At 58.5% G+C, this 18,780-nt stretch carries 18 protein-coding genes and 1 pseudogene; 4 read left to right on the top strand and 15 right to left on the bottom strand.

The genetic code is table 11. The annotated features are described in order from the left end of the window. Positions 1 to 3: 3 nt before the first annotated feature. Positions 4 to 1,056: a pseudaminic acid synthase gene (gene pseI, locus AC0V6M_RS05515; RefSeq protein ID WP_486137845.1), complete on the bottom strand. Its 1,053-nt coding sequence runs from the start codon at positions 1,054 to 1,056 to the stop codon at positions 4 to 6. Between the two features lie 190 nt (positions 1,057 to 1,246). Then, positions 1,247 to 2,827: a UDP-2,4-diacetamido-2,4,6-trideoxy-beta-L-altropyranose hydrolase gene (pseG, locus tag AC0V6M_RS05510; protein ID WP_486137844.1), complete on the bottom strand. Its 1,581-nt coding sequence runs from the start codon at positions 2,825 to 2,827 to the stop codon at positions 1,247 to 1,249. Between the two features lie 43 nt (positions 2,828 to 2,870). On the opposite strand from pseG, the gene AC0V6M_RS05505 reads away from it, so the two are divergent. Further along, entirely contained in the window at positions 2,871 to 3,884 is a 1,014-nt protein-coding gene (locus AC0V6M_RS05505) for a GDP-mannose 4,6-dehydratase (RefSeq protein ID WP_486137843.1), read from the top strand. An 8-nt stretch (positions 3,885 to 3,892) separates the two neighbouring features. On the opposite strand, the gene wecC is transcribed toward AC0V6M_RS05505, so the two are convergent. The 11 genes and pseudogenes from wecC to AC0V6M_RS05450 all read right to left on the bottom strand — a co-directional run bounded on the left by wecC (position 3,893) and on the right by AC0V6M_RS05450 (position 14,023). Continuing rightward, positions 3,893 to 5,212, bottom strand: coding sequence for a UDP-N-acetyl-D-mannosamine dehydrogenase (gene wecC / locus AC0V6M_RS05500; protein ID WP_486137842.1), 1,320 nt, complete (start codon positions 5,210 to 5,212; stop codon positions 3,893 to 3,895). After that, a complete protein-coding gene (gene wecB, locus AC0V6M_RS05495; protein WP_486137841.1) occupies positions 5,209 to 6,360 on the bottom strand; it encodes a non-hydrolyzing UDP-N-acetylglucosamine 2-epimerase in 1,152 nt (383 codons plus the stop codon). Before wecB ends, wecC begins: the two co-directional genes overlap by 4 nt. A gap of 192 nt (positions 6,361 to 6,552) precedes the next feature. Beyond that, positions 6,553 to 7,170 carry a hypothetical protein gene (locus AC0V6M_RS05490; RefSeq protein ID WP_486137840.1) on the bottom strand — a complete coding sequence of 206 codons (618 nt, stop codon included), beginning with the start codon at positions 7,168 to 7,170 and terminating at the stop codon, positions 6,553 to 6,555. A gap of 76 nt (positions 7,171 to 7,246) precedes the next feature. Beyond that, positions 7,247 to 7,768, bottom strand: coding sequence for a demethoxyubiquinone hydroxylase family protein (locus tag AC0V6M_RS05485; RefSeq protein WP_486137839.1), 522 nt, complete (start codon positions 7,766 to 7,768; stop codon positions 7,247 to 7,249). Beyond that, complete coding sequence (locus AC0V6M_RS05480) at positions 7,765 to 8,241, bottom strand: disulfide bond formation protein B (RefSeq protein WP_486137838.1); 477 nt, start codon at positions 8,239 to 8,241, stop codon at positions 7,765 to 7,767. The genes AC0V6M_RS05485 and AC0V6M_RS05480 overlap by 4 nt, the downstream gene beginning before the upstream one ends. A gap of 21 nt (positions 8,242 to 8,262) precedes the next feature. Then, on the bottom strand, positions 8,263 to 9,606 hold the full coding sequence (locus tag AC0V6M_RS05475; RefSeq protein ID WP_486137837.1) for a S41 family peptidase: 1,344 nt from the start codon (positions 9,604 to 9,606) through the stop codon (positions 8,263 to 8,265). 330 nt (positions 9,607 to 9,936) lie between these two features. Further along, the gene (locus AC0V6M_RS05470) at positions 9,937 to 11,001 is read right to left on the bottom strand and encodes a murein hydrolase activator EnvC family protein (protein ID WP_486137836.1); all 1,065 of its coding nucleotides are present in this window, start codon (positions 10,999 to 11,001) and stop codon (positions 9,937 to 9,939) included. 21 nt (positions 11,002 to 11,022) lie between these two features. After that, the gene (locus AC0V6M_RS05465; protein WP_486139573.1) at positions 11,023 to 11,442 is read right to left on the bottom strand and encodes a 23S rRNA (pseudouridine(1915)-N(3))-methyltransferase RlmH; all 420 of its coding nucleotides are present in this window, start codon (positions 11,440 to 11,442) and stop codon (positions 11,023 to 11,025) included. 146 nt (positions 11,443 to 11,588) lie between these two features. Then, positions 11,589 to 11,936: a ribosome silencing factor gene (gene rsfS / locus AC0V6M_RS05460; RefSeq protein WP_486139572.1), complete on the bottom strand. Its 348-nt coding sequence runs from the start codon at positions 11,934 to 11,936 to the stop codon at positions 11,589 to 11,591. Positions 11,937 to 12,068: 132 nt separating this feature from the next. Next, positions 12,069 to 12,723, bottom strand: a pseudogene (locus AC0V6M_RS05455) (nicotinate-nucleotide adenylyltransferase). Positions 12,724 to 12,739: 16 nt separating this feature from the next. Then, positions 12,740 to 14,023 carry a glutamate-5-semialdehyde dehydrogenase gene (locus AC0V6M_RS05450; RefSeq protein ID WP_486137835.1) on the bottom strand — a complete coding sequence of 428 codons (1,284 nt, stop codon included), beginning with the start codon at positions 14,021 to 14,023 and terminating at the stop codon, positions 12,740 to 12,742. Positions 14,024 to 14,332: 309 nt separating this feature from the next. Here AC0V6M_RS05450 and AC0V6M_RS05445 point away from each other — a divergent pair, with 309 nt between their 5' ends. From AC0V6M_RS05445 to AC0V6M_RS05435, 3 genes are read left to right on the top strand one after another with little or no spacing between them, the layout of a single operon-like run. Continuing rightward, positions 14,333 to 14,746 carry a DUF5930 domain-containing protein gene (locus tag AC0V6M_RS05445; protein ID WP_486137834.1) on the top strand — a complete coding sequence of 138 codons (414 nt, stop codon included), beginning with the start codon at positions 14,333 to 14,335 and terminating at the stop codon, positions 14,744 to 14,746. 1 nt (position 14,747) lies between these two features. Continuing rightward, complete coding sequence (locus AC0V6M_RS05440; protein ID WP_486137833.1) at positions 14,748 to 15,503, top strand: M23 family metallopeptidase; 756 nt, start codon at positions 14,748 to 14,750, stop codon at positions 15,501 to 15,503. Between the two features lie 28 nt (positions 15,504 to 15,531). Next, entirely contained in the window at positions 15,532 to 15,945 is a 414-nt protein-coding gene (locus AC0V6M_RS05435; protein WP_486137832.1) for a bactofilin family protein, read from the top strand. 111 nt (positions 15,946 to 16,056) lie between these two features. Here the strand turns inward: AC0V6M_RS05435 and AC0V6M_RS05430 are convergent, their stop codons facing one another. After that, entirely contained in the window at positions 16,057 to 17,760 is a 1,704-nt protein-coding gene (locus AC0V6M_RS05430; RefSeq protein ID WP_486137831.1) for a long-chain-fatty-acid--CoA ligase, read from the bottom strand. A 182-nt stretch (positions 17,761 to 17,942) separates the two neighbouring features. Further along, positions 17,943 to 18,755: a cell cycle transcriptional regulator TrcR gene (locus tag AC0V6M_RS05425; RefSeq protein ID WP_486137830.1), complete on the bottom strand. Its 813-nt coding sequence runs from the start codon at positions 18,753 to 18,755 to the stop codon at positions 17,943 to 17,945. Positions 18,756 to 18,780 lie beyond the last annotated feature (25 nt).

Raw genomic sequence — 18,780 nt, 5'->3', positions numbered from 1 at the left:
GCGTCATTTTGGCCGAAACATGTCGACGGCAAGCGGTTCGCCTCGGCTAAGTGGTCGCACAGCAACTTGACCGACGACATCCGGAAAATGCTTTGGAGCCATGCCGAAACCAGGCCGAATGGATCTAATGTTCTGTGCAGACAGAATTTCCCCTGCTGCGACATCTTGGACGACATAAAGCGAACGCCGGAATTGGGCAGAGCCCTCCTCTGCGCCCTTCAGGCTGTAAGCGACATCACCGAGCGCAATCCAGGCTCGTTTGCAATCCGTAACGAGGCTTGAGAACTCATCGGGCTCTAGGCTGAAATCAGCATCAGGACCGCCGTCTGCGCGGGCCAGAGTGAAGTGTTTCTCGATTACCGAGGCCCCAAGCGCGATCGATGCCACTGCAACCGCGCTGCCCATGGTATGATCTGACAGGCCGGCAACACAATCGAATGCTTCGCCTAGATGCGGCAAGGTGCGCAAATTGGTCTGTTCATCAGGAGCAGGATACGAGCTGACGCAATGCAGCAATATCAAATCCTTGCACCCGCCTTCGCGCGCCGCCCGAACGGCCTCATGAATTTCGCTCAAATTGGCCATGCCAGTCGAGATGATCATGGGTTTGCCCTTGGCCGCAGTATAGCGGATCAAAGGCAAGTCGATTGCTTCGAATGAGGCGATCTTGAAGGCTGGAGCGCCAAGGTCATCGAGAAGATCGACGGCTGTCTCATCGAACGGACTTGAAAATAGCGTCACACCGAGTTCACGGGCTCTCTTGAACAAGCCTTCGTGCCATTCGAACGGTGTTTGTGCCTCATTGTAGAGGTCGTAGAGAGTGTATCCATCCCAAGGCGTACCGCTTATTTTGAATTGATCACTGTCGTGATCGATCGTCATCGTATCAGGCGTGTAGCTTTGTATTTTGATCGCATCTGCGCCCGTGGCTGCAGCCGCTTCAAGCAGCGTAATTGCGCGCTCGAACGAGCCGTTGTGGTTGCCTGATATCTCGCAGATTACGTAGGGTTCATGATTTGGGCCAATTTTCCGGCCATCGATTTCAATTGTCTTCATAGTCTGCCTGCTAATCTTGTTGCTCGCGTAACTACGCCCAGCAAAGCTCTCTAGCTGTGTAGGGTAGCACTTTGCGGTACCTATAGTCTCTTCAGCGCCAAAAGCACGCCTTTCTAGCCTGCCCAGAACAGGCAAGTGTCGAAAATGTCAGTCTATGAACGCAAGACAAATTTGCGAATTGCGCCTTAGGTCAATCGATCTGCAGATTGAACTGCACCAAGCCACCAACGATCTCACCACTTCGCGAATAGCCGCAGCGCTCAAACAACGCGAGGGAGGCCGCATTTTCCACCCGTACAAAAGCAGTTATCGAACTGATGCCATGCTCTTGGTGCAACGCGCGATGACCAGCCTCCAACAAAGCCTTGCCAAGTGAGCGCCCACGCGCGCTGGGAGAAACCGTGATTGAAACTTCGGCGGCATGATCTTCAAGATCAAATCGCAGCATTCCAACCTGTTGTTCCGCCTGCTCTGCAATCAACAATATCTGATCATCAGAGCGCAGCACCCGATCGAGCCATGTCAGATGGTCTGACAACCGAACAGGGACGGTATTGCGGGCCATTTTTCGTACTGTGAGATCATTTCGCCAACGCCAAAGCTGAACAGCGTCCGATGGATTGGCGTTTCGAAGTGTCAGCCGATCATTTTGACCAGGGCGAGTTAAAGCGTGAACGATACGGTCAACGCCCCGGCCATCTGTAACGGCTGCGGCTATCGCAGCGCTCGATTGTAACTCGTCAGTGCTGTCTAAAAGTTGCCCGACGGCCAAAACTGTTTGCTCGACGTCGTCGGTCAATGTGATCGCACCAGCCTCCCTCAGTCGTTGGTTGACGAGCAGTTGGTTTCTGGCTGTTGTCAATACGACGGCAGGCAAACCAGAGCAGCAGCGTTCGAGTGCCGTCACACCGCCGCTACCAACCGCGACATCCGCCCATGCCATCGAAGCCGCCATATCGGTCGCATCAAATTGGACCTCAACATTCTCGAAGCGGCTAGGCAATTCTGCCAGTTGCGTTGCCGCTTCGGCCTGGCGGCCACATATGACTCGGAGCCGAGAGTGGGGAAAGCCCTGCGCCAGAGCCTCCGAAACTGGCAGAGTAAGCCCCCCTGCATCGGCCGCCCCAAAATTGATCAAAATGCGCTCGGCTTTTCTGTTGTGACGCGTCCGGATCGCTTGGTCACTAGCAAGCGCAAACTCATCACGTAGTAAACTGTATGATGCGCCAAGCAGCAACTGACACTCTCCGGGAACGAGATCTTGATAGTCGAGCACCGCACAACCAAAATTCTGATCGAGCAAGTAGCTGCACTGGTGATCTCGATTGGCAAGATCGTCGATAACCATCAGCGGAACGTCCGCCCACTGGCCCTCCCAAACTTTATCGAGCAAATAATGATCTACGACCACCAAATCGACTGAAGTGTCCGACAAAACATCTTGGCACGCCTCCCAATCTGCTAGCTGATCAGATTGTTCGGCCGGATTCTTTTCCCAACCGTAAGCGAGGTCATTTCCAATCATATTCGATTGGATGAGATGCAAACGATGGCCCGCCTCATTGAGCTTCTTGTCGAAGCCATCTGGCACCCGCGCGCAAAGAAAGGTGCACGAGTGTCCAGCCGCTTTCATCGCGTTCGCTAGGGTCAAACAACGATAAAGATGCCCTGCGCCAATCTGAGGATCGCCATCGGCGCGAAAAATAAGATGCACTGAAAGAGGTCTCCAATTTCCAGTGATTGCGTTACCCGGCTTTGCTGCATAGTCCATTCTTTTCTAAATGGCTGCAATCGAGGCCTAAGGACCGATCATCATGCGCAAAATTCTCGTTACCGGCACCGCCGGCTTCATTGGCTTCCACCTCTCTAAGCTGTTGCTAGAAGAAGGCTTCGCGGTCGTCGGATATGACGCGATGACCGACTATTATGATGTGCGCATCAAAGAGCGGCGGCATCAGATGCTGCTGCAAAATCAGCACTTCAGCTGCAAAGTCGGGATGTTAGAAGATTTCGATACGCTGCGCGAACTCGCAATGACAGAGCAGCCGGATGTGATTGTGCACCTCGCAGCGCAAGCTGGCGTTCGCTACAGTCTGGAAAACCCGCGTGCCTATTTGGACGCGAACGTCACGGGCACGTTCAATGTGATGGAGATCGCGCGCGAACTTGAGGTCGACCACCTGCTGATGGCCTCGACCAGCTCTGTATACGGGGCAAATGAGGACATGCCTTTTGACGAGCGCGAGAAGGTCGATACGCCGCTGACCTTTTATGCCGCCACGAAAAAAGCCAACGAAAGCATGGGCCATTCCTATGCCCACCTATGGAACCTACCGACGACCATGTTCCGTTTCTTCACGGTCTATGGGCCGTGGGGACGGCCGGATATGGCGCTGTTCAAGTTCACCAAGGGGATCCTTGAGGGCACCCCGATCGACATTTACAACAATGGCGACATGTACCGCGACTTCACCTTTGTTTCAGACCTAGTACGCGGCATTCGCTTGCTGATCGACACCCCGCCAGTGCGGCCCAGCAGCGCGGACGAAATCGCTGACTATGACAGCCTGTCTCCAGTCGCGCCGTACCGTGTGGTCAATATCGGCAACAGCGATAAAGTCCGGCTGATGGACTTCATCGAAGCGATTGAGAAAGAATGCGGCCGCGAGGCAATCCGCAATTACATGCCGATGCAGAAAGGTGACGTGCCAGCCACCTGGGCCAACGCCACATTGCTGAAAGAGCTAACCGGATACGCGCCGCAAACCAATGTTGAGGAAGGCGTCCGCGCCTTCGTCAAATGGTACCGCGAGTTTTATGAGGTCTAAGCAGACGGTTAGGTCGGTGTCCGGTCGTTCAAACGGCGTTCGACAAAGCTGTAAAGCTCTGGCGCCTGCGCCCAAACGCCGCGTGCATCGACGATGGCGCCATCGGGCCGCGCCGACCCCTTAAAGCCGGTGTGATCCACCAGCATAACGTGAATGTCGGCCTCAATACGGCCAAAACCACGGGCCAATTCCGCGCCGCTCAGCGCCTCGGGTAGCTCATCGATATAGGGCTCAACCACGGTGACCATACCCGCGTGCCAAGCGCAAAGCTGCTCAGCGATATCCAGCGCTGGGCTTTCTCTGAGATCATCAATATCGGGCTTAAAGCTCAAGCCATAGATCGCGATGCGCACGTGTTTCGCGGTCTTTTCCGGATTGCTGGCCAAGTGATCCGCCAGCGCCGATTTCACCTGCTCAACCACCCATCCTGGCTTTGAGGAGTTCACCCCGCGCGCGGCCTGGATCAAGGGCGAGAGCTGCGGCGCGGATGACACGATGAACCACGGATCAACCGCGATGCAATGGCCGCCCACACCCGGGCCAGGCTGCAGGATATTGACGCGCGGATGGCGATTGGCGAGCGCGATTAACTCCCACACATCGATCCCAAGCTCATCGCAAATCAGCGACAATTCATTGGCAAAGGCGATATTCACATCGCGGAAGCTGTTTTCGGTCAGCTTGGCCATTTCAGCGGCCCGCGGGCCCGATGCGATCACGCAGTCGCCTGAAACAAACAATTTGTAGAGCGCCGCAGCCGTCAGCGAACAGCGCTGTGTCATGCCGCCGATAACACGGTCATTCGTGATCAGCTCTTGCATAACTTTGCCCGGCAAAACCCGCTCGGGACAATGCGCGATGCGAATGTCCGATGCCTCACCAGTGTCTTGCGGGAACTTCAGATTCGGGCGCTCCTGCGCCAACCAATCCGCCATCGCCTCTGTCGCGCCGACCGGAGAGGTCGATTCAAGAATGACGATGTTTCCTGCGCAAAGCACTGGCGCAATCGCCTTTGATGCGGCTTCGATATAGGAAAGATCGGGCTCATGATCCGCGCCCTTAAACGGTGTCGGCACCGCGATCAGAAATGCGTCAGCCGGCTCTGGGGTCAGGGTGGCTCGCAAAAACCCCTGGGACACCGCAGCGCTAACGACCATATCGAGATCGGGCTCGATGATATGAATTTCGCCGCGGTTGATCGTGTCCACGGTTGCCGGGTTCACATCAACGCCGACCACTTCGATCTTGCGCGATGCAAACATCGCCGCTGTCGGCAGACCAATATAGCCGAGGCCGATAACCGAGACTTTTTGGATAGGATTTCTCATAATTGCTCACCCTCGCCATCGGCAAAGTAGCTCAGAATGGTATCGCGGATCCGGCCAGAGGCCTGGCCATCACCATAAGGATTGTGCGCGCGCGCCATCACATCATAGGCGTCTGTATTGTCCAGCAGAGCCGTCACCTCGTCCACGATCAGCTGCGCATCTGTGCCGACCAGCTTGACCGTCCCAGCGTCCACCGCTTCGGGCCGCTCGGTCGTGTCCCGCATCACAAGCACCGGCTTGCCAAGCGAAGGAGCTTCTTCTTGCACGCCGCCAGAATCGGTGAGGATTATATCAGCGCGGCGCATCAAATGGACGAACGGCAGGTAATCCTGCGGTGGGATCAGCGTCACCCGGTCTAAAGCGCCGAGGCTTTGTTCGACCGGACCTTTTACATTTGGGTTGAGGTGCACCGGATAGACAATCTGGATGTCTTCGCGCTTAGCCAATTGTGACAGCGCATCGCAGATCCGCTGGAAACCATCGCCAAAGCTCTCCCGCCGATGGCCAGTCACTAAGATCACGCGGCGATCGGGATCAATTCCGAATTCCTGATCAAACGCCTGACCGATTGCTGGGTCCGCGCCCAATTTCGCTGACACCTCAACCAGCGCATCGATCACCGTATTGCCCGTTACGTGAATGTGATCGGGGTCCGTGTTTTCCGCGAGCAGGTTCTGTTTCGACTGCTCGGTCGGGGCAAAATGCAAGCGCGCAATTGTGCCCGCAACCTTGCGGTTTATCTCTTCTGGCCAAGGCGAGTAGATGTCGCCAGTGCGCAATCCGGCCTCAACATGGCCAACCGGCACGCGCTCATAATAGGCGGCAAGCGAAGCAGACAGCGTAGTCGTGGTGTCGCCGTGCACCAGCACCAGATCAGGTGAAGCTTCTGCAAGCACACCCTTCAACCCCAACAGAGCGCTGGATGTGATCTCGAACAACCCCTGTCCCGGCTTCATCAGATTGAGGTCATAATCCGGCTCAATTTCAAACAGTGCGAGGACTTGATCGAGCATTTCCCGGTGCTGCGCGGTGACACATACCTGGGCCTCGATCTGCGGCGCTGCTTGCAGTGCTTTGATGACAGGGGCCATCTTGATCGCTTCCGGGCGCGTGCCGAAAACCACCAAGACTTTGATTGTTTTTGCCATTTTCGCCGCTTGAACCTGCCAATTGCGCATGAGTGTCGATCATCTGGCCACTCCCACTTTAATTGGAGCAGCCGAGAAGGTCGCTTGGTTAACACCGCGCGCCTAAAAAGTAATTAAACCAGATTTTTAGCGACAAGATTTGCGGCTAGGCAGAGCAAGCGTAGTTCGCCGGGTAACCGCTCACTAACGAACTCAGCCCTGCGGTGCTTCCTCAGCAGGTGTGTCAGCCGGCTCGGGCTCAGTCAAAGCGGGTGGTCCGTCTTCGCCTGGCAGCGACTGCGAGCGTTCTCGCTCGAGCCGCTCCAGATATTCGCGTTCGATCTGTTCAACCCGGCGCTGCTCGGCGGCGGCATCGACGTCAATGTTCGACAAGCGCTCTTGCCGCGCTTGCTCGATCAGCTCGCTAAAACGGACATCCTGACCTTCGGCGCGGTCCTTGTAGGCATCGTTGATGAGCTGCTGCGTGCAACCAGTCAGCCCGCCCGCGCCAGTTGGACTGCACGACAGAGTGCCAAATGCGCCAACCAATTCAAGGCTTTCAACCCTGCGTGACCATGCCGTGTTTTGTGGATTGTCCGAAAAGCGCAAGGCAGGCGGAATGCGGAACCGGTCGTCTTCCGGCAGGCGCGCGATCACGCAAATCGTACCCTCTGGGCACGGCGGCGCGTCATCATCGCCGTAAACATAGGCGGTTTGCACATCATCAGGCAGCGCCTCATCTTCCTGAGCCGAAGCAGGCACAGCAGCAAGCATGGCAGAGGCGCCGAGCGCGAGACTTGCGATCAGGGTCTTACGGGGCAACGACGTCATCGGATGTTCCTCACATGAATTTCTAAGCTTCATATCACACCATCGGCCGTGAACCATGGCTGAAGAGCCGCGCGGGCTAGATCCGCTCGCTGATCTTGATCGCCGCGCGGCAACCCAGCCGGATCGCGCCGGAGAGCAGACCGTAAGCGGGCGCTTTTTCCGCGCCGTGGGTAATCGCGGCATCGTGGTGCTCGCGCTCTTCCTCACGGAATTTCTCAATCATTTCAGCCAGCTCTGGGTCGGCATTGTCCGCTTCTAGCTCGTCGAGCTGATCCGAATAATGCTTGTCGATCTCGGTTTCGACCGCTGCGGTGCAGGCCATCGCCGCCTCTGGGCCGAGCAAAGCTGTGCCAGCGCCCAAGGCATAACCAGCCATTGACCAAAACGGTTGCAGCGCGGTCGGGCGAACGCCGCGCTTTGCCATAAGCGCATCGAATTTCTCGCGGTGGACCTTCTCTTGCTCGGCCATGTGGGCGATTTCTTGGCTGTGCGGTCCGCGATCGCCCATGACTGCCAGCCGGCCTTCATAGATCCGCGTCGCGCCGAATTCGCCAGCTTGGTCAACCCGGATCATGCGGTGGATGTCTTCGCGTTTCATGCTCGCTCCTGCTTGGCTGTCAGCCCCAAGATGGTGATCCCACCGAGGCATGAAAAGAGGAAATTCCAACCCGCCAGCGAAATGCCAAACAGGCTCCATGGCGCAGCATCACAGCGTACCAGCGGCATGCTGGTGTCCATAACGGAGGCCGCCGCTCCCGGTCCCGAAGGAATGGTCGCGCAGCCGGTGATGCCTTCCCACCAGCCATATTCCACGCCTGCGTGAAATCCACCGATCAAGCCGGAGACGATCACCGCCAGTCCGGCGAGAGTGAGCCAAAGGCGCTTTGGCGCGGCAAAAAGTCCCAGCACCGCAAAACCAAGCGCGGCGAAATGCGGCCAGCGTTGCCACCAGCACATTTCGCATGGGAACAGATCAAAACCATATTGCGACACATACGCACCGCCGAGCAAGCCCGCCGGGAGCGCAAATGCCAGGGTCTGAGCGGCCTTCAACCGTAAGAAATCAGCCATAACGCGCCCGCTTTAGGCAGCTTAATCGCGCAGCGCCACCGAACTTGCCGTCGTGCGGCGCAAAGTTTCCAACGCATAGTGCAGTTGGAAATCCTCAACGCCCTGTTCTTCCAGCTGTTCAGCGGTGAGTTTAAAGCGCGGATCATCGATCTTATCGCCCTCAAGCTCATCGTCCTTAAGGCCCAGTTCGTTGACCAGATGCCCGCGCAAATCGCTCTCACGCGTCACATATTTGCTGCGCAGCGCGTAGTCCGGATCGGACAATTGCGGCACGGTGATATCGGGCTTAATCCCGCCTTCTTGCACCGAATGACCCGACGGCGTGTAATAGCGCGCCGTGGTCAGTTTAAGCGCGGTGTCACGGCCCAGCGGGAGCAACGATTGCACGCTGCCTTTGCCAAAGCTGCGATCGCCCATCACCAGCGCCCGGCGGTGATCTTGCAAAGCGCCTGCGACAATTTCAGAGGCTGAGGCAGAGCCCGCATCGATCAGCACGATTACCGGAGTGCCCTCTGCCATATCGCCGCGGAACACAGTTTCGGCATCATACAGCAGGGTTTCGCCGCGAGCGCGGCCTCGTTGTGAGACGATCCTGCCCTTGTCGAGGAACAGGTCGGACAGAGCGACTGCTTCGTCCAGACTTCCGCCCGGATTGGAGCGCAGATCAAGGATCAATCCGCTGACCCGTCCGGTCGCTTCGGTTTGGATGGCTTGCCATGCGTTGAACACGTCCTGGCCAACATCGGCGGAGAATTCGTTGACCGAAATCACGCCGACATTCCCGGCTTCCAGCTTATGCGTGACCGGCTCCAGCTCGATCACGCCGCGTGTCACGGACACTTCCAGCGGCTCCTCGCGCCCGGCCCGGAAAATGGTCAGCTCAATCGAAGTGCCAGCCTGGCCGCGCATACGCGCAACAGCATCATCCAGCTCGCCGCCATAAATCAGCTCACCATCGAGGTGCGTGATGAAGTCGCCCGCCTTGATACCCGCTTCTTCTGCGGGGCTGCCGCGAAATGGTGAGATCACCTTTACCGCGCCATCTTCCATTACCACAGACAGGCCAAGACCAGAGTAATTGCCGTCAATCATGGTGTTGAGGCGCTGCAGGCTGCTGCCATCGAGATAGGCGGAATGCGGATCAAGCGCCGCCAGCATCCCGTCAATCGCACCGCGAACCAGAACCTCGTCCTCGACATCCTCCACATAACTCGCCTTGATCCGTTGATATGTGGCGAACAATTTCGAGAATTCTGGACCGGCGCGGCCTTCCACCTGAGCCATGCTGGCCGTGGCGGTCGGGATAAGCGCAATGGTGGTCACGAGCGCTGCACTTTGCAGCAATGCGAAAAACTTCTTGGGCACGCAGGGCTCCTTTAGCGTAATATGCCATGTGTATCGCGCAAACTGTCTGAATGCCAGATGAGAGCGACCACATGAGTTTTGTGCATCAGAGTGTGCGGTTTTACGCGGGGCGCGGTATCTGGGAGGCAGTATTTAGGTCGGCCGGCGCGCCTTAGTTTCTAAAGGAATTGCAGCGGGTTAACTGGCTTTCCAGCGCGGCGAAGCTCAATCGTTATCGCCGGATTCTGACTTGCGGCGACCCCCAAAGGACTGCCGCTGACGAGCTGATCGCCGACCTCCGCATCGCTGGTCGCGAGCCCTGTGACGAGGCTGATCCAGCCATTTTCGTGCTCAATAATGACGATCTCGTCCGAACCCGCGATAGGGCCCAGAAAACGCTACACGGCCAGCAGCGGGGGCGATCACTTGCGCTCCTGCAGCGGGCGCAATCACCACGCCGGTGCTGCGCGACCCGCTATCGCGAAGTGCGCCAAACCCAGCAACTGTCCGGCCTTGCACTGGAAGCTGAAAATCTGCTGGCGGAATCACTTCATTCGCGGCCTGTGACGGAGTCGCCGAAGGTTCGACCGACACTTGCGATGCGCTTGGCTGAGCAGGCCGAAGGACCGGCCCCGATAGTGCCGCTAGCTCCCTGCGCAATTCACTCGCATTGCCTAGCTCTCCGATCAGTCCATCGAGATCGCGCGCATCCTCGGCCAGGGCGAGCGCGCGTTCATTCTCACGCGCGGCGATCGCACGGGCTTCGCTGGATGCCTGTCGCTGGCTCGCCTCCAACCGCGCGAGAGCTGCTCTGCGTTCCTGCAAGACGCCTTCGCTGCCGCGCAGATCTGCGAGCGATTCGCGCGCCTGATCCTCCAGCGCACGCCCCTCGTCCAGATCGCTGCGCAAGGCGGCGGTGCGCGCCCGCACTTGCGGCACGGCGCTGTCGAGGACCGCGCGCACATAGACGGTTTCTCGCAAGGAGCCTGGTTGCAAAGCAGAAAGTACCAGTGGCCGGCGAGACATTGCCTGCAGCGCGCCAGTTAGACGGACCAGCGGCTCTTGCCGCTCCGCCAAGCGGGCACCGAGCTCTGCGCGGCGCGTTTGAGCCAAGGAATAGCGCGCCTGAGCCGCTGCAATCTCTGCCTCGGATTGCTGGACCTGCGCCGCCAAGGCCGCCGCCTCGCTCGCAGTCTTCTCTGCCGCCAGCGCGGAGTTCTCTGCTCTTTCGGTCAATTCAGCGGCGCGTTTCTGCGCATCCGCCGCTGCTCGCTGAGCGCGGGCCAATTGCTGGCGCGCTTCAGCCGGATCGAGCAGAGCAATATCGCGCTGCGCATTGCCATCAGGGATAAGCGCCGCAAAGCCAGCAATCGCCAGGGTCATAGCGCCTGCGGTAGCTAGGATTTGCCTCTTCATGTGCGCCCTTTTGCCCGATCATTAAGAGCGATGATAGGGGTGACCTGCAAGAATGGTGGAGGCGCGGTAGAGCTGCTCCATCAACATCGCGCGGGCGAGCAGATGCGGCCATGTGGCCGGGCCAAACGCGAGCAAGAGATCCGCCTCAGCGCGCTCTTCGCGGCTGTGCCCGTCCGCCGCGCCCAGCACAAAGCGGGCCTCGCGAATGCCGTCATCACGCCAGCGGCCCAGTAGCGCCGCGAAATCTTCTGAACTCATGGTTTTGCCGCGCTCATCAAGCAGCACAGTCTTCAGCGGGGCCTGAGGATCAGGAATTTTCCCGCCGGTTTCCGGCAATTCGGTGAGTTTGACCGGCCACGTCAACCGCTTTTCATAGCGCGCAACCAGCTCCGCCTCTGGCGAGCGGGCGATCTTTCCGCGAGCGATGACGTGAAGGAGAATGGTCAGAACTCCATTTGCTAGCGCTGGTTCGGTTCGCAAAGCGGACCGCAAGGCCAAATGGCCGCCCGCAGCGATGCGATCTTTGATCGCGTGAGCGAGGATAGCCGAGGCGGCGGATGCCGCCGCTGGCGCTTGAAGCTAGAAAACTACGCCTTACCCATGCCGACTTCGCCGTCGAACGCCCACATCCGTTCCAGATTATAGAAACTGCGCACTTCGGGGCGGAACAGATGCACCACCACATCACCGACATCGACCAGCACCCAATCGGCCGCTGGCAGTCCTTCGATGCGCACGGGGCCATGCCCGGCCTGCTTGACCGTTTCAGCCAATTTCTGCGCGATAGCTGCCACTTGCCGGGTCGAACGACCCGATGCGATCACCATGTGATCGGCAATCGAGCTCTTGCCCTCAAGCGGGATCGAGACGATTTCTTGCGCCTGATCATCGTCCAGCCGACGCATCACCAAATCGTGCAATTCGTGGCTAGCCATGTCGGCTGCGCCGCCTGCTGGCGGGGCCACATTGGCATTGGACGCGGAAGTTTGTGCCTGATTCATAGGCGACCATAGAACTCCAGATACTGGGGTGGGTAAATGCAGGAATTGAAACGCCAAATATGCGCCTCATACTCCCTCCGATGTCTGAATCCGTCTGAACGTCAGCCGGTCTCGCACGCCTGTTTGCGAATATTGCGCCGCCCAATCCGCATTGGCACGGCGAATTGCCGTGGCCGAACGCGTGTCAGGATCGAAACGCAATAACACCAGTGCAGGTGCGCTCCATCGCCCCCGTTTTTGAAAGCTGGCGGCGGGCACTCGGTAGCGCCTGAGCCAGGCCATAGCGGGGCTCGCCATAGCCTGACGAGTATAGCCGGGCCTTGCGATCACCGCAATCGGCATTGTGCGCGCTATATCGCGCCAGGCCTTCCACCGGTGGAACTCAGCCAGATTGTCCGACCCCATCAGCCAGATAAACTCACGTTTGGGATAGCGGCGTTTCAGCGCGCGCAGAGTATCAAGCGTGAAGCGCGTGCCGAGTTGTTGTTCGATAGCCGTGGGCACAATCCGCGCGCGGCGCGCCTGCTTTTGCGCCGATTGGACGCGAGCCGACAGCGGCGCCATGCCCTTGCGCGGCTTTAGCGGGTTGCCGGGCGAGACCAACCACCAAGCCTCATCGAGGCCCAGCGCATCAATAGTGAACAAAGTGATCTCGCCGGTGCCCGCCATGCGCAGGATTGAAACTGCCGCCCAGCAGCCCCGTTCGCAGGCCTCTCTGCATGACGCGTGCGATCGGCTTAGGGCCGCGCTTGACCAGTGCCGCGCACCAGCCATTTGTAAGTGGTCAGCCCCTCCAGCGCGACGGGTCCGCGAGCGTGCAGCCGCCCGGTCGCAATGCCAATCTCTGCGCCCAGGCCAAATTCCGCCCCATCGGCAAATTGCGATGAGGCATTGTGCATCACAATCGCGCTGTCGACGCTGGTAAAAAACCGCTCTGCCGCTGATTGATCTTCGGTGATGATCGCATCGGTGTGCGCGCTCGAATGCGCCGCAATATGTGCCAGCGCCTCCCCCATATTGTCGACGATTGCCGCGGAGACGACTGCATCGAGATATTCCGTGTCCCAATCCTCTGGCTCAGCGGGTTCGACACGCGGATCAAGGCTCTGCGCCCGGCCATCACCGCGCACTTCACAGCCGGAAGAAAGCAGGGCTTTGACAAGCCCCGCAGCCTTGGGAAAGCGCGCGTCGATCAGCAGCGTCTCCATAGCGCCGCAAATCCCTGTGCGCCGCATTTTTGCATTCAGGACAATCTCTTGCGCCATCTCGGGGTCCGCATCAGCGTGAACATAGGTGTGGCAAATACCGTCAAGATGGGCGAGCACGGGAACGCGTGCATCGGCCTGAACCCGCGCGACCAATCCCTTGCCGCCGCGCGGCACGATCATGTCGATCAAGCCGCTGGCAGTCAGCATCGCACCGACCATCGCCCGGTCTTGGGTTGGCATGATCTGTACAGCCCCCGCTGGCACGCCGCCTTGGACAAGGCCTGACGTCATTGCGGCGTGGATCGCGTGATTCGAATGAACCGCCTCGCTCCCACCGCGCAGCAGGGCCGCATTGCCAGCCCGCACGCACAGCGCCGCCGCATCAGCCGTCACGTTGGGACGGCTCTCATAAATCAATCCAATGACGCCAATCGGCACGCGTATGCGCGACAGTTTCAGCCCGTTGGGCCGCTCGCTGTTGTCAATGATTTGACCCACCGGATCAGACAGCCGCGCAACCGCATCCACCCCGCCTGCAATGCCCTCGATCCGCGCCTCATCCAGCGCCAGCCGGTCAAGCATTGCCTCGGGCAGTCCTGCAGCTTTTCCGGCAGTAAGATCCTTCGCATTCGCCTCCAGGATTGCGCTGACGTCGCGGCGCAATTGATCCGCCGCATGATGCAACGCCGCGGCGCGCGCTTCGCTCGGCATTGAGGCAAGCTGTCGTTGAGCCGCGCGGGCGGTTTGGGCCAGCTCTGTGACGCAATCAGCGGCGCTGGCTGGCTGAGGCAAAGTGGGAGAAATTGCAGTCATAATCTGACGGCAATAGCACCGAGAAACAGCCCTGTCAGTCCTGATGACGTCAAAGGTAGAGACAAAGCGAATCGGGCGCTCAAAATTCCCTGAAACTGCCAATTTGAGCAATTCTCTCAGCATTAATCCCTAGGCGCAAACCCTAAGAAAATCGCCGCCTAGCGGACATATTTCTTCAAGATGAACGTTTCATCGCGTTATGTTCACACTTCGCCCGGCCTATTAATCTTTGGATTCGACCTCACGCACCCCGCTTGTTAGCTCCATAATCAATAAATTTCGGGGCAGAGAGAGATAAAAGGGTTCGCCTTGCCAAATGCAGGTTCCACCGCCAGCTGGCGTGACCAGCTGGAGAAGTGGTTTCCTGACCGTGAGTTTTTTATGCGCTCACAGGGTCAGGTCCGCTTCATCACATTCACATCGCGCATGCAGAAGATTGCGGCGGCAACGATTGTCGTGCTCGTCGTCGGCTGGGCAGTGACGATGGGCGCGATGGCGTGGTCTAAATATCAAGCGGATGCAGACCGGCTCTCCCTACTCGAAAACGCAGCAAAAGTGGCCACGGCGCAGGAGCGCTTAGACACTTATGGCGATGACCTGAGCGCTGTTGCAGAGGATCTGACTGCTCGGCAGAATTTCATCGAGCAAATGACCGAAGCGCTGCCTGCTGATGTGAAAGACACCAGCGGCACGGTGACCGATCTCGACCACCGAAACCGCTGAAATGATCGAAAAAGTCAGCGCCTCCTTCCCAGAAGCGGCGTCTCTAGCCAAAATCGAAGCGCGGCAGCTTGCTTATGTCGAGCGGGTCACCCGCTTTGCCGATGACCGTGCCAAGCGCGCTGAGACTGCGCTGCGCAAACTTGGCTTCGACCCCAAATCCATGGTGGAAAGCGCTGACATGTCAGCCGTCGGTGGTCCGCTGGAAATTCTCGCGACCTCTGCTGATGGCAGCATCGATCCGCGTTTTGAGCGCCTCGGCCTCAGCCTCGCCCGTATGGCGGCGCTTGAGCGGGGGCTTGAATCCGTACCGCAGTTCACGCCAACCGATCTGTCGAAGACGACGGTTTCATCCGGCTTCGGCTATCGCCGCGATCCGTTCAATGGCGGCGGCGCAATGCATGGCGGCCTGGATTTCAAAGGACCGACCGGAACACCAATCTTTTCAGCCGCCAAAGGCGTGGTCACATTTGTGGGCCGCAAATCTGGCTATGGCAAAGTCGTCGAAGTAAGCCATGGCAATGGCGTGACGACGCGCTATGCTCACATGTCGCGGTTTGACGCCGTCGAAGGCAAGCAAGTTGTCGCTGGCGAAACCATCGGCGCAATCGGCAGCACTGGCCGTTCGACCGGACCGCATCTGCACTTTGAAGTGCGTATCAATGACCGCGCGGTAAACCCGCGCCCTTTCCTGGAGACCGCCCCCGATGTTCTCAAAGAAGCCCGCGGAGCCGAACCAGCCCGCACCGCCTCAAACTAATCCCCAAGACAAGCCCCGAGGAAAATCCATGCCATCCAATTCTTCAACATTCTCGGTGATCGGTTCTGACGTTTCGATCAAAGGGAATGTTTCCGCCTCTGCCGACCTGCACGTTGATGGTTCGGTTGAGGGCGACATCAAATGCACCTCTCTGGTTCAAGGCGAGACCTCGCTGGTAACCGGCGGGATTATGGCAGAGACCGCACGCCTTTCTGGCCGCGTAACAGGCTCTATCAATGTTCGCGAATTGGTGATCCTGAAGAGCGCGCAGATCGAAGGCGATGTGCATTATGATGCGCTGACCATTGAGCAAGGCGCTCAGGTGGATGGCCGTTTTGCCCCAAACGATCGGCGCAAGCCTGAGGCGAAGCAAGCTGCTCCCAAAGCGAGCGGCGCGAAGCCAAACGGCGATGAAGAGCCGCAGCTGAAGATCGCGCAATAGCGAGCAGCGACACGCTCAGAGTATAAGAATAAGAAAGGGCCTCGGATTTTCTGGGGCCTTTTTGTTTGGCAAGACTTGAACTCGGTTCGCGCTCGGTGCGCGCGCGAAGGCTCAGGTGATCACTTCAGCGCGCAAAGCCTTGCGGTCGAGCTTGCCAATCATCGTCTTGGGCAGCTCATCGCGGATGACGATTTTGTCGACCCGCTCGTGCTTGCCGACCCGGCCATTCAGCCAATCGCGCAATTCCGCCGCCGCTTTCTCCCGATCAGCGCCCGTGTCCGCCAACGTTACAAAGGCGCGCGGCACCTCGCCTTTGTAATCGTCAGGCATGCCGATTACGAGCGCCTCCTTCACTGCATCGTTTTCTAGGATCACGTCCTCAACCTGGCTCGGGAACACTTTAAACCCGCCGACCGCGATCATATCCTTGATCCGGTCAACGATCTGCAGGAACCCGTCCTCGTCAAAGGTCGCGACATCGCCAGTGCGCAGCCATTGCCTGCCATTGTGCTCAATGAATACGTCGGCCGCCGCCTCTGGCCGGTTCCAATAGCCGCGCATGATCTGGGGACCAGCAATGGCGAGTTCGCCGGGTTCGCCCGCCGGCGCGAGTGTGGCCGGGTCTTCCTTGTCGAGCAGCAGGATCTCTGTGCCTGCGACAACCTGGCCGATGGTCCCGCGCTTGCGGGTACCGGCATAGGGATTAACCGAAACAACGCCAGAGCTTTCGGTGAGGCCATAACCCTCGACCAGGCGCACGCCCGTAACCTCTTCAAACTTGGCGTGCACCGGGGCCGGCATCGGCGCGCCTCCGGAAATGCAGACCTTGAGCGAGGACACGTCGGTCTTCGCAAGATCAGGATGATCGAGCAGCGCCTGAAACATGGTTGGAACGCCGGGAAAGCCCGTGGTCTTATATTTCTGGATCGTTTGCAGCACCTGCTTGGTTTCAAACCGAGGCACAATCGCAATCGAGGCGCCGCTCGCAACCGCGTGGTTGAGCAAGGCGGTGTTGGCAAAGACATGGAAGAACGGCAGCGCGCCCATGAACACCTCATCAGAGCCTTTGCCGAATGGGTTGATCGCGGCGACTTGCTGAGCGTTCTTCACAAGCTGCGCATGGCCCAGCATCGCGCCTTTGGGCCGCCCGGTCGTGCCGCCAGTGTATTGCAGCAGCGCCAAATCTTCGCCTGCGTCAATCGCAGGCAGGCTAGATGCCGCTCCCGCTTCCCAACCGCTCCAATCCCAATCCCCCAGCGTTTCGGCCCAGCTTTTCACATTTGCGCTGAATTGGACTTTCGCGAGCTTGCTACGCCCGAGGGTTTTTAGCGCGAAGCTCTTCAAGCCAGGCAGCATATCGGGCAGCGAGCCGACGATCAGCGTTTCGAGCGCAGAGCCGCTGAGGACTTTGGAGGCGGTCTCATAAAGTTCTGGAACGCCGAGCGTTACCAGTGCGCGCGTGCCCGAATCCTCAACCTGCCAGGCGAGCTCTTCCACCGAATAGAGCGGTGAGAAATTCACGACGATCGCGCCCGCCATCATCGCCCCGTAATAGGCCGAGGCGTAAATCGGGACATTGGGCAGAAACAGGCCAATCCGGTCGCCCTTTTCGATACCCATCGCCTGCAGGCCGGCCGCGAACCGCTGAGCCTCGGTAAATATCTCGCGATAGGAAAACGTGCGGCCCAGAAAATGCAACAAAGGCGCGCCGGGATCGCTGCGCACTGAGCGTTCGAGCAAGTCCGGCAGGCTCATCAGCTCAAATTGCGAGTCCCATGGGGCGGGATGGTGATACGGCGCGTTATTGACATTCATGTCAGTAGAATGGCGTATCCCTCCGCAAGTCACAAGCGATTCTGCGTCCCGCCTCATATCTTTTTGCGCCATTTTGGTCGCTGCTGCGCGAAAGGCATGAAAATACGAAAAGGCCGCCACACAGGTGATCCTGCAGGCGGCCTTTCAATATGGCTTGAACTGAAACGCCAAATGGCCCGGGATCAGTCGTCTTTAGTCTCTTCGTCCTCGGCTGCGGGAGCTGGCTCTGCTTCCGGCTCAGCTGTCGGCTCTTCTGCATAACCTGGCACCGTCTCCGCAATGTCGCCGCTCTCTTCCGCTTCGCGCTTGGCCGCCAGCCATGCTTCGGCTTCGGCCTCTTGCGCGGCTTCTGCGGCGGCTTTTACATTGGCGTCGCGCTCTGCGCGCAACTCTTCAATGAGCTTTTCCTTGTCGCTGCGATCATCGCCGTCGGTTAGCACTTCTTCCGCAACCACGCCGGCACGCTTGGCCGCTTTGGCAACAACCGCATCAAGCTCGCGCTGCGAACACAGCCCCAGGGTCACTGGGTCTTTCGGCTGGATGTTCTGGATGTTCCAGTGCGAACGCTCTTTAATCGCGCCGATCGTGTTGCGAGTCGTCCCGATCAATTTTGAGATTTGTGCATCAGACACCTCAGGATGGCTGCGCAGGATCCAAGCGATACCATCAGGCTTATCCTGACGCTTCGACACTGGGGTGTAGCGCGGGCCCTTGGTCCGGGTCACTTCAACCGGGGCCTTTTGCATCACCAATGCGTAATTGGCGTCCGCCTGACCTTTGTCGATCTCTTCCTGGTTCAACTCACCGGCGTGAACCGGATCGCGGCCAGTGTATTTGCTGCCCGCAAGATCATCAGCCATCGCTTGAACTTCGAGAATGTGCAGGCCGCAAAATTCAGCGATCTGTTCAAACGACAAACCCGTGTGATCAACCAGCCAAGTGGCGGTCGCATGCGGCATGAGCGGCTTGGGTTGTTCCTTTGGCGCTTGGGCCATGAGGCAAACTCCGTTAAAAATTAAA

The sequence above is a fragment of the Erythrobacter sp. JB3-1 genome (assembly GCF_057364995.1).
The sequence above is the reverse complement of the archived record's forward strand: the minus strand, read 5'-3'. Positions and strand labels throughout refer to the sequence as shown.

Coding starts and splice junctions, on each gene's coding strand:
- AC0V6M_RS05430 (WP_486137831.1), bottom strand. CDS start 17,760: ATGAATGTCAATAACGCGCCGTATCACCATCCCGCCCCATGGGACTCG.
- pseI (WP_486137845.1), bottom strand. CDS start 1,056: ATGAAGACAATTGAAATCGATGGCCGGAAAATTGGCCCAAATCATGAA.
- wecB (WP_486137841.1), bottom strand. CDS start 6,360: ATGGCAAAAACAATCAAAGTCTTGGTGGTTTTCGGCACGCGCCCGGAA.
- pseG (WP_486137844.1), bottom strand. CDS start 2,827: ATGGACTATGCAGCAAAGCCGGGTAACGCAATCACTGGAAATTGGAGA.
- AC0V6M_RS05505 (WP_486137843.1), top strand. CDS start 2,871: ATGCGCAAAATTCTCGTTACCGGCACCGCCGGCTTCATTGGCTTCCAC.
- AC0V6M_RS05480 (WP_486137838.1), bottom strand. CDS start 8,241: ATGGCTGATTTCTTACGGTTGAAGGCCGCTCAGACCCTGGCATTTGCG.
- AC0V6M_RS05450 (WP_486137835.1), bottom strand. CDS start 14,023: ATGACTGCAATTTCTCCCACTTTGCCTCAGCCAGCCAGCGCCGCTGAT.
- AC0V6M_RS05490 (WP_486137840.1), bottom strand. CDS start 7,170: ATGACGTCGTTGCCCCGTAAGACCCTGATCGCAAGTCTCGCGCTCGGC.
- AC0V6M_RS05440 (WP_486137833.1), top strand. CDS start 14,748: ATGATCGAAAAAGTCAGCGCCTCCTTCCCAGAAGCGGCGTCTCTAGCC.
- AC0V6M_RS05425 (WP_486137830.1), bottom strand. CDS start 18,755: ATGGCCCAAGCGCCAAAGGAACAACCCAAGCCGCTCATGCCGCATGCG.
- AC0V6M_RS05485 (WP_486137839.1), bottom strand. CDS start 7,768: ATGAAACGCGAAGACATCCACCGCATGATCCGGGTTGACCAAGCTGGC.
- AC0V6M_RS05470 (WP_486137836.1), bottom strand. CDS start 11,001: ATGAAGAGGCAAATCCTAGCTACCGCAGGCGCTATGACCCTGGCGATT.
- AC0V6M_RS05435 (WP_486137832.1), top strand. CDS start 15,532: ATGCCATCCAATTCTTCAACATTCTCGGTGATCGGTTCTGACGTTTCG.
- rsfS (WP_486139572.1), bottom strand. CDS start 11,936: ATGGCTAGCCACGAATTGCACGATTTGGTGATGCGTCGGCTGGACGAT.
- wecC (WP_486137842.1), bottom strand. CDS start 5,212: ATGAGAAATCCTATCCAAAAAGTCTCGGTTATCGGCCTCGGCTATATT.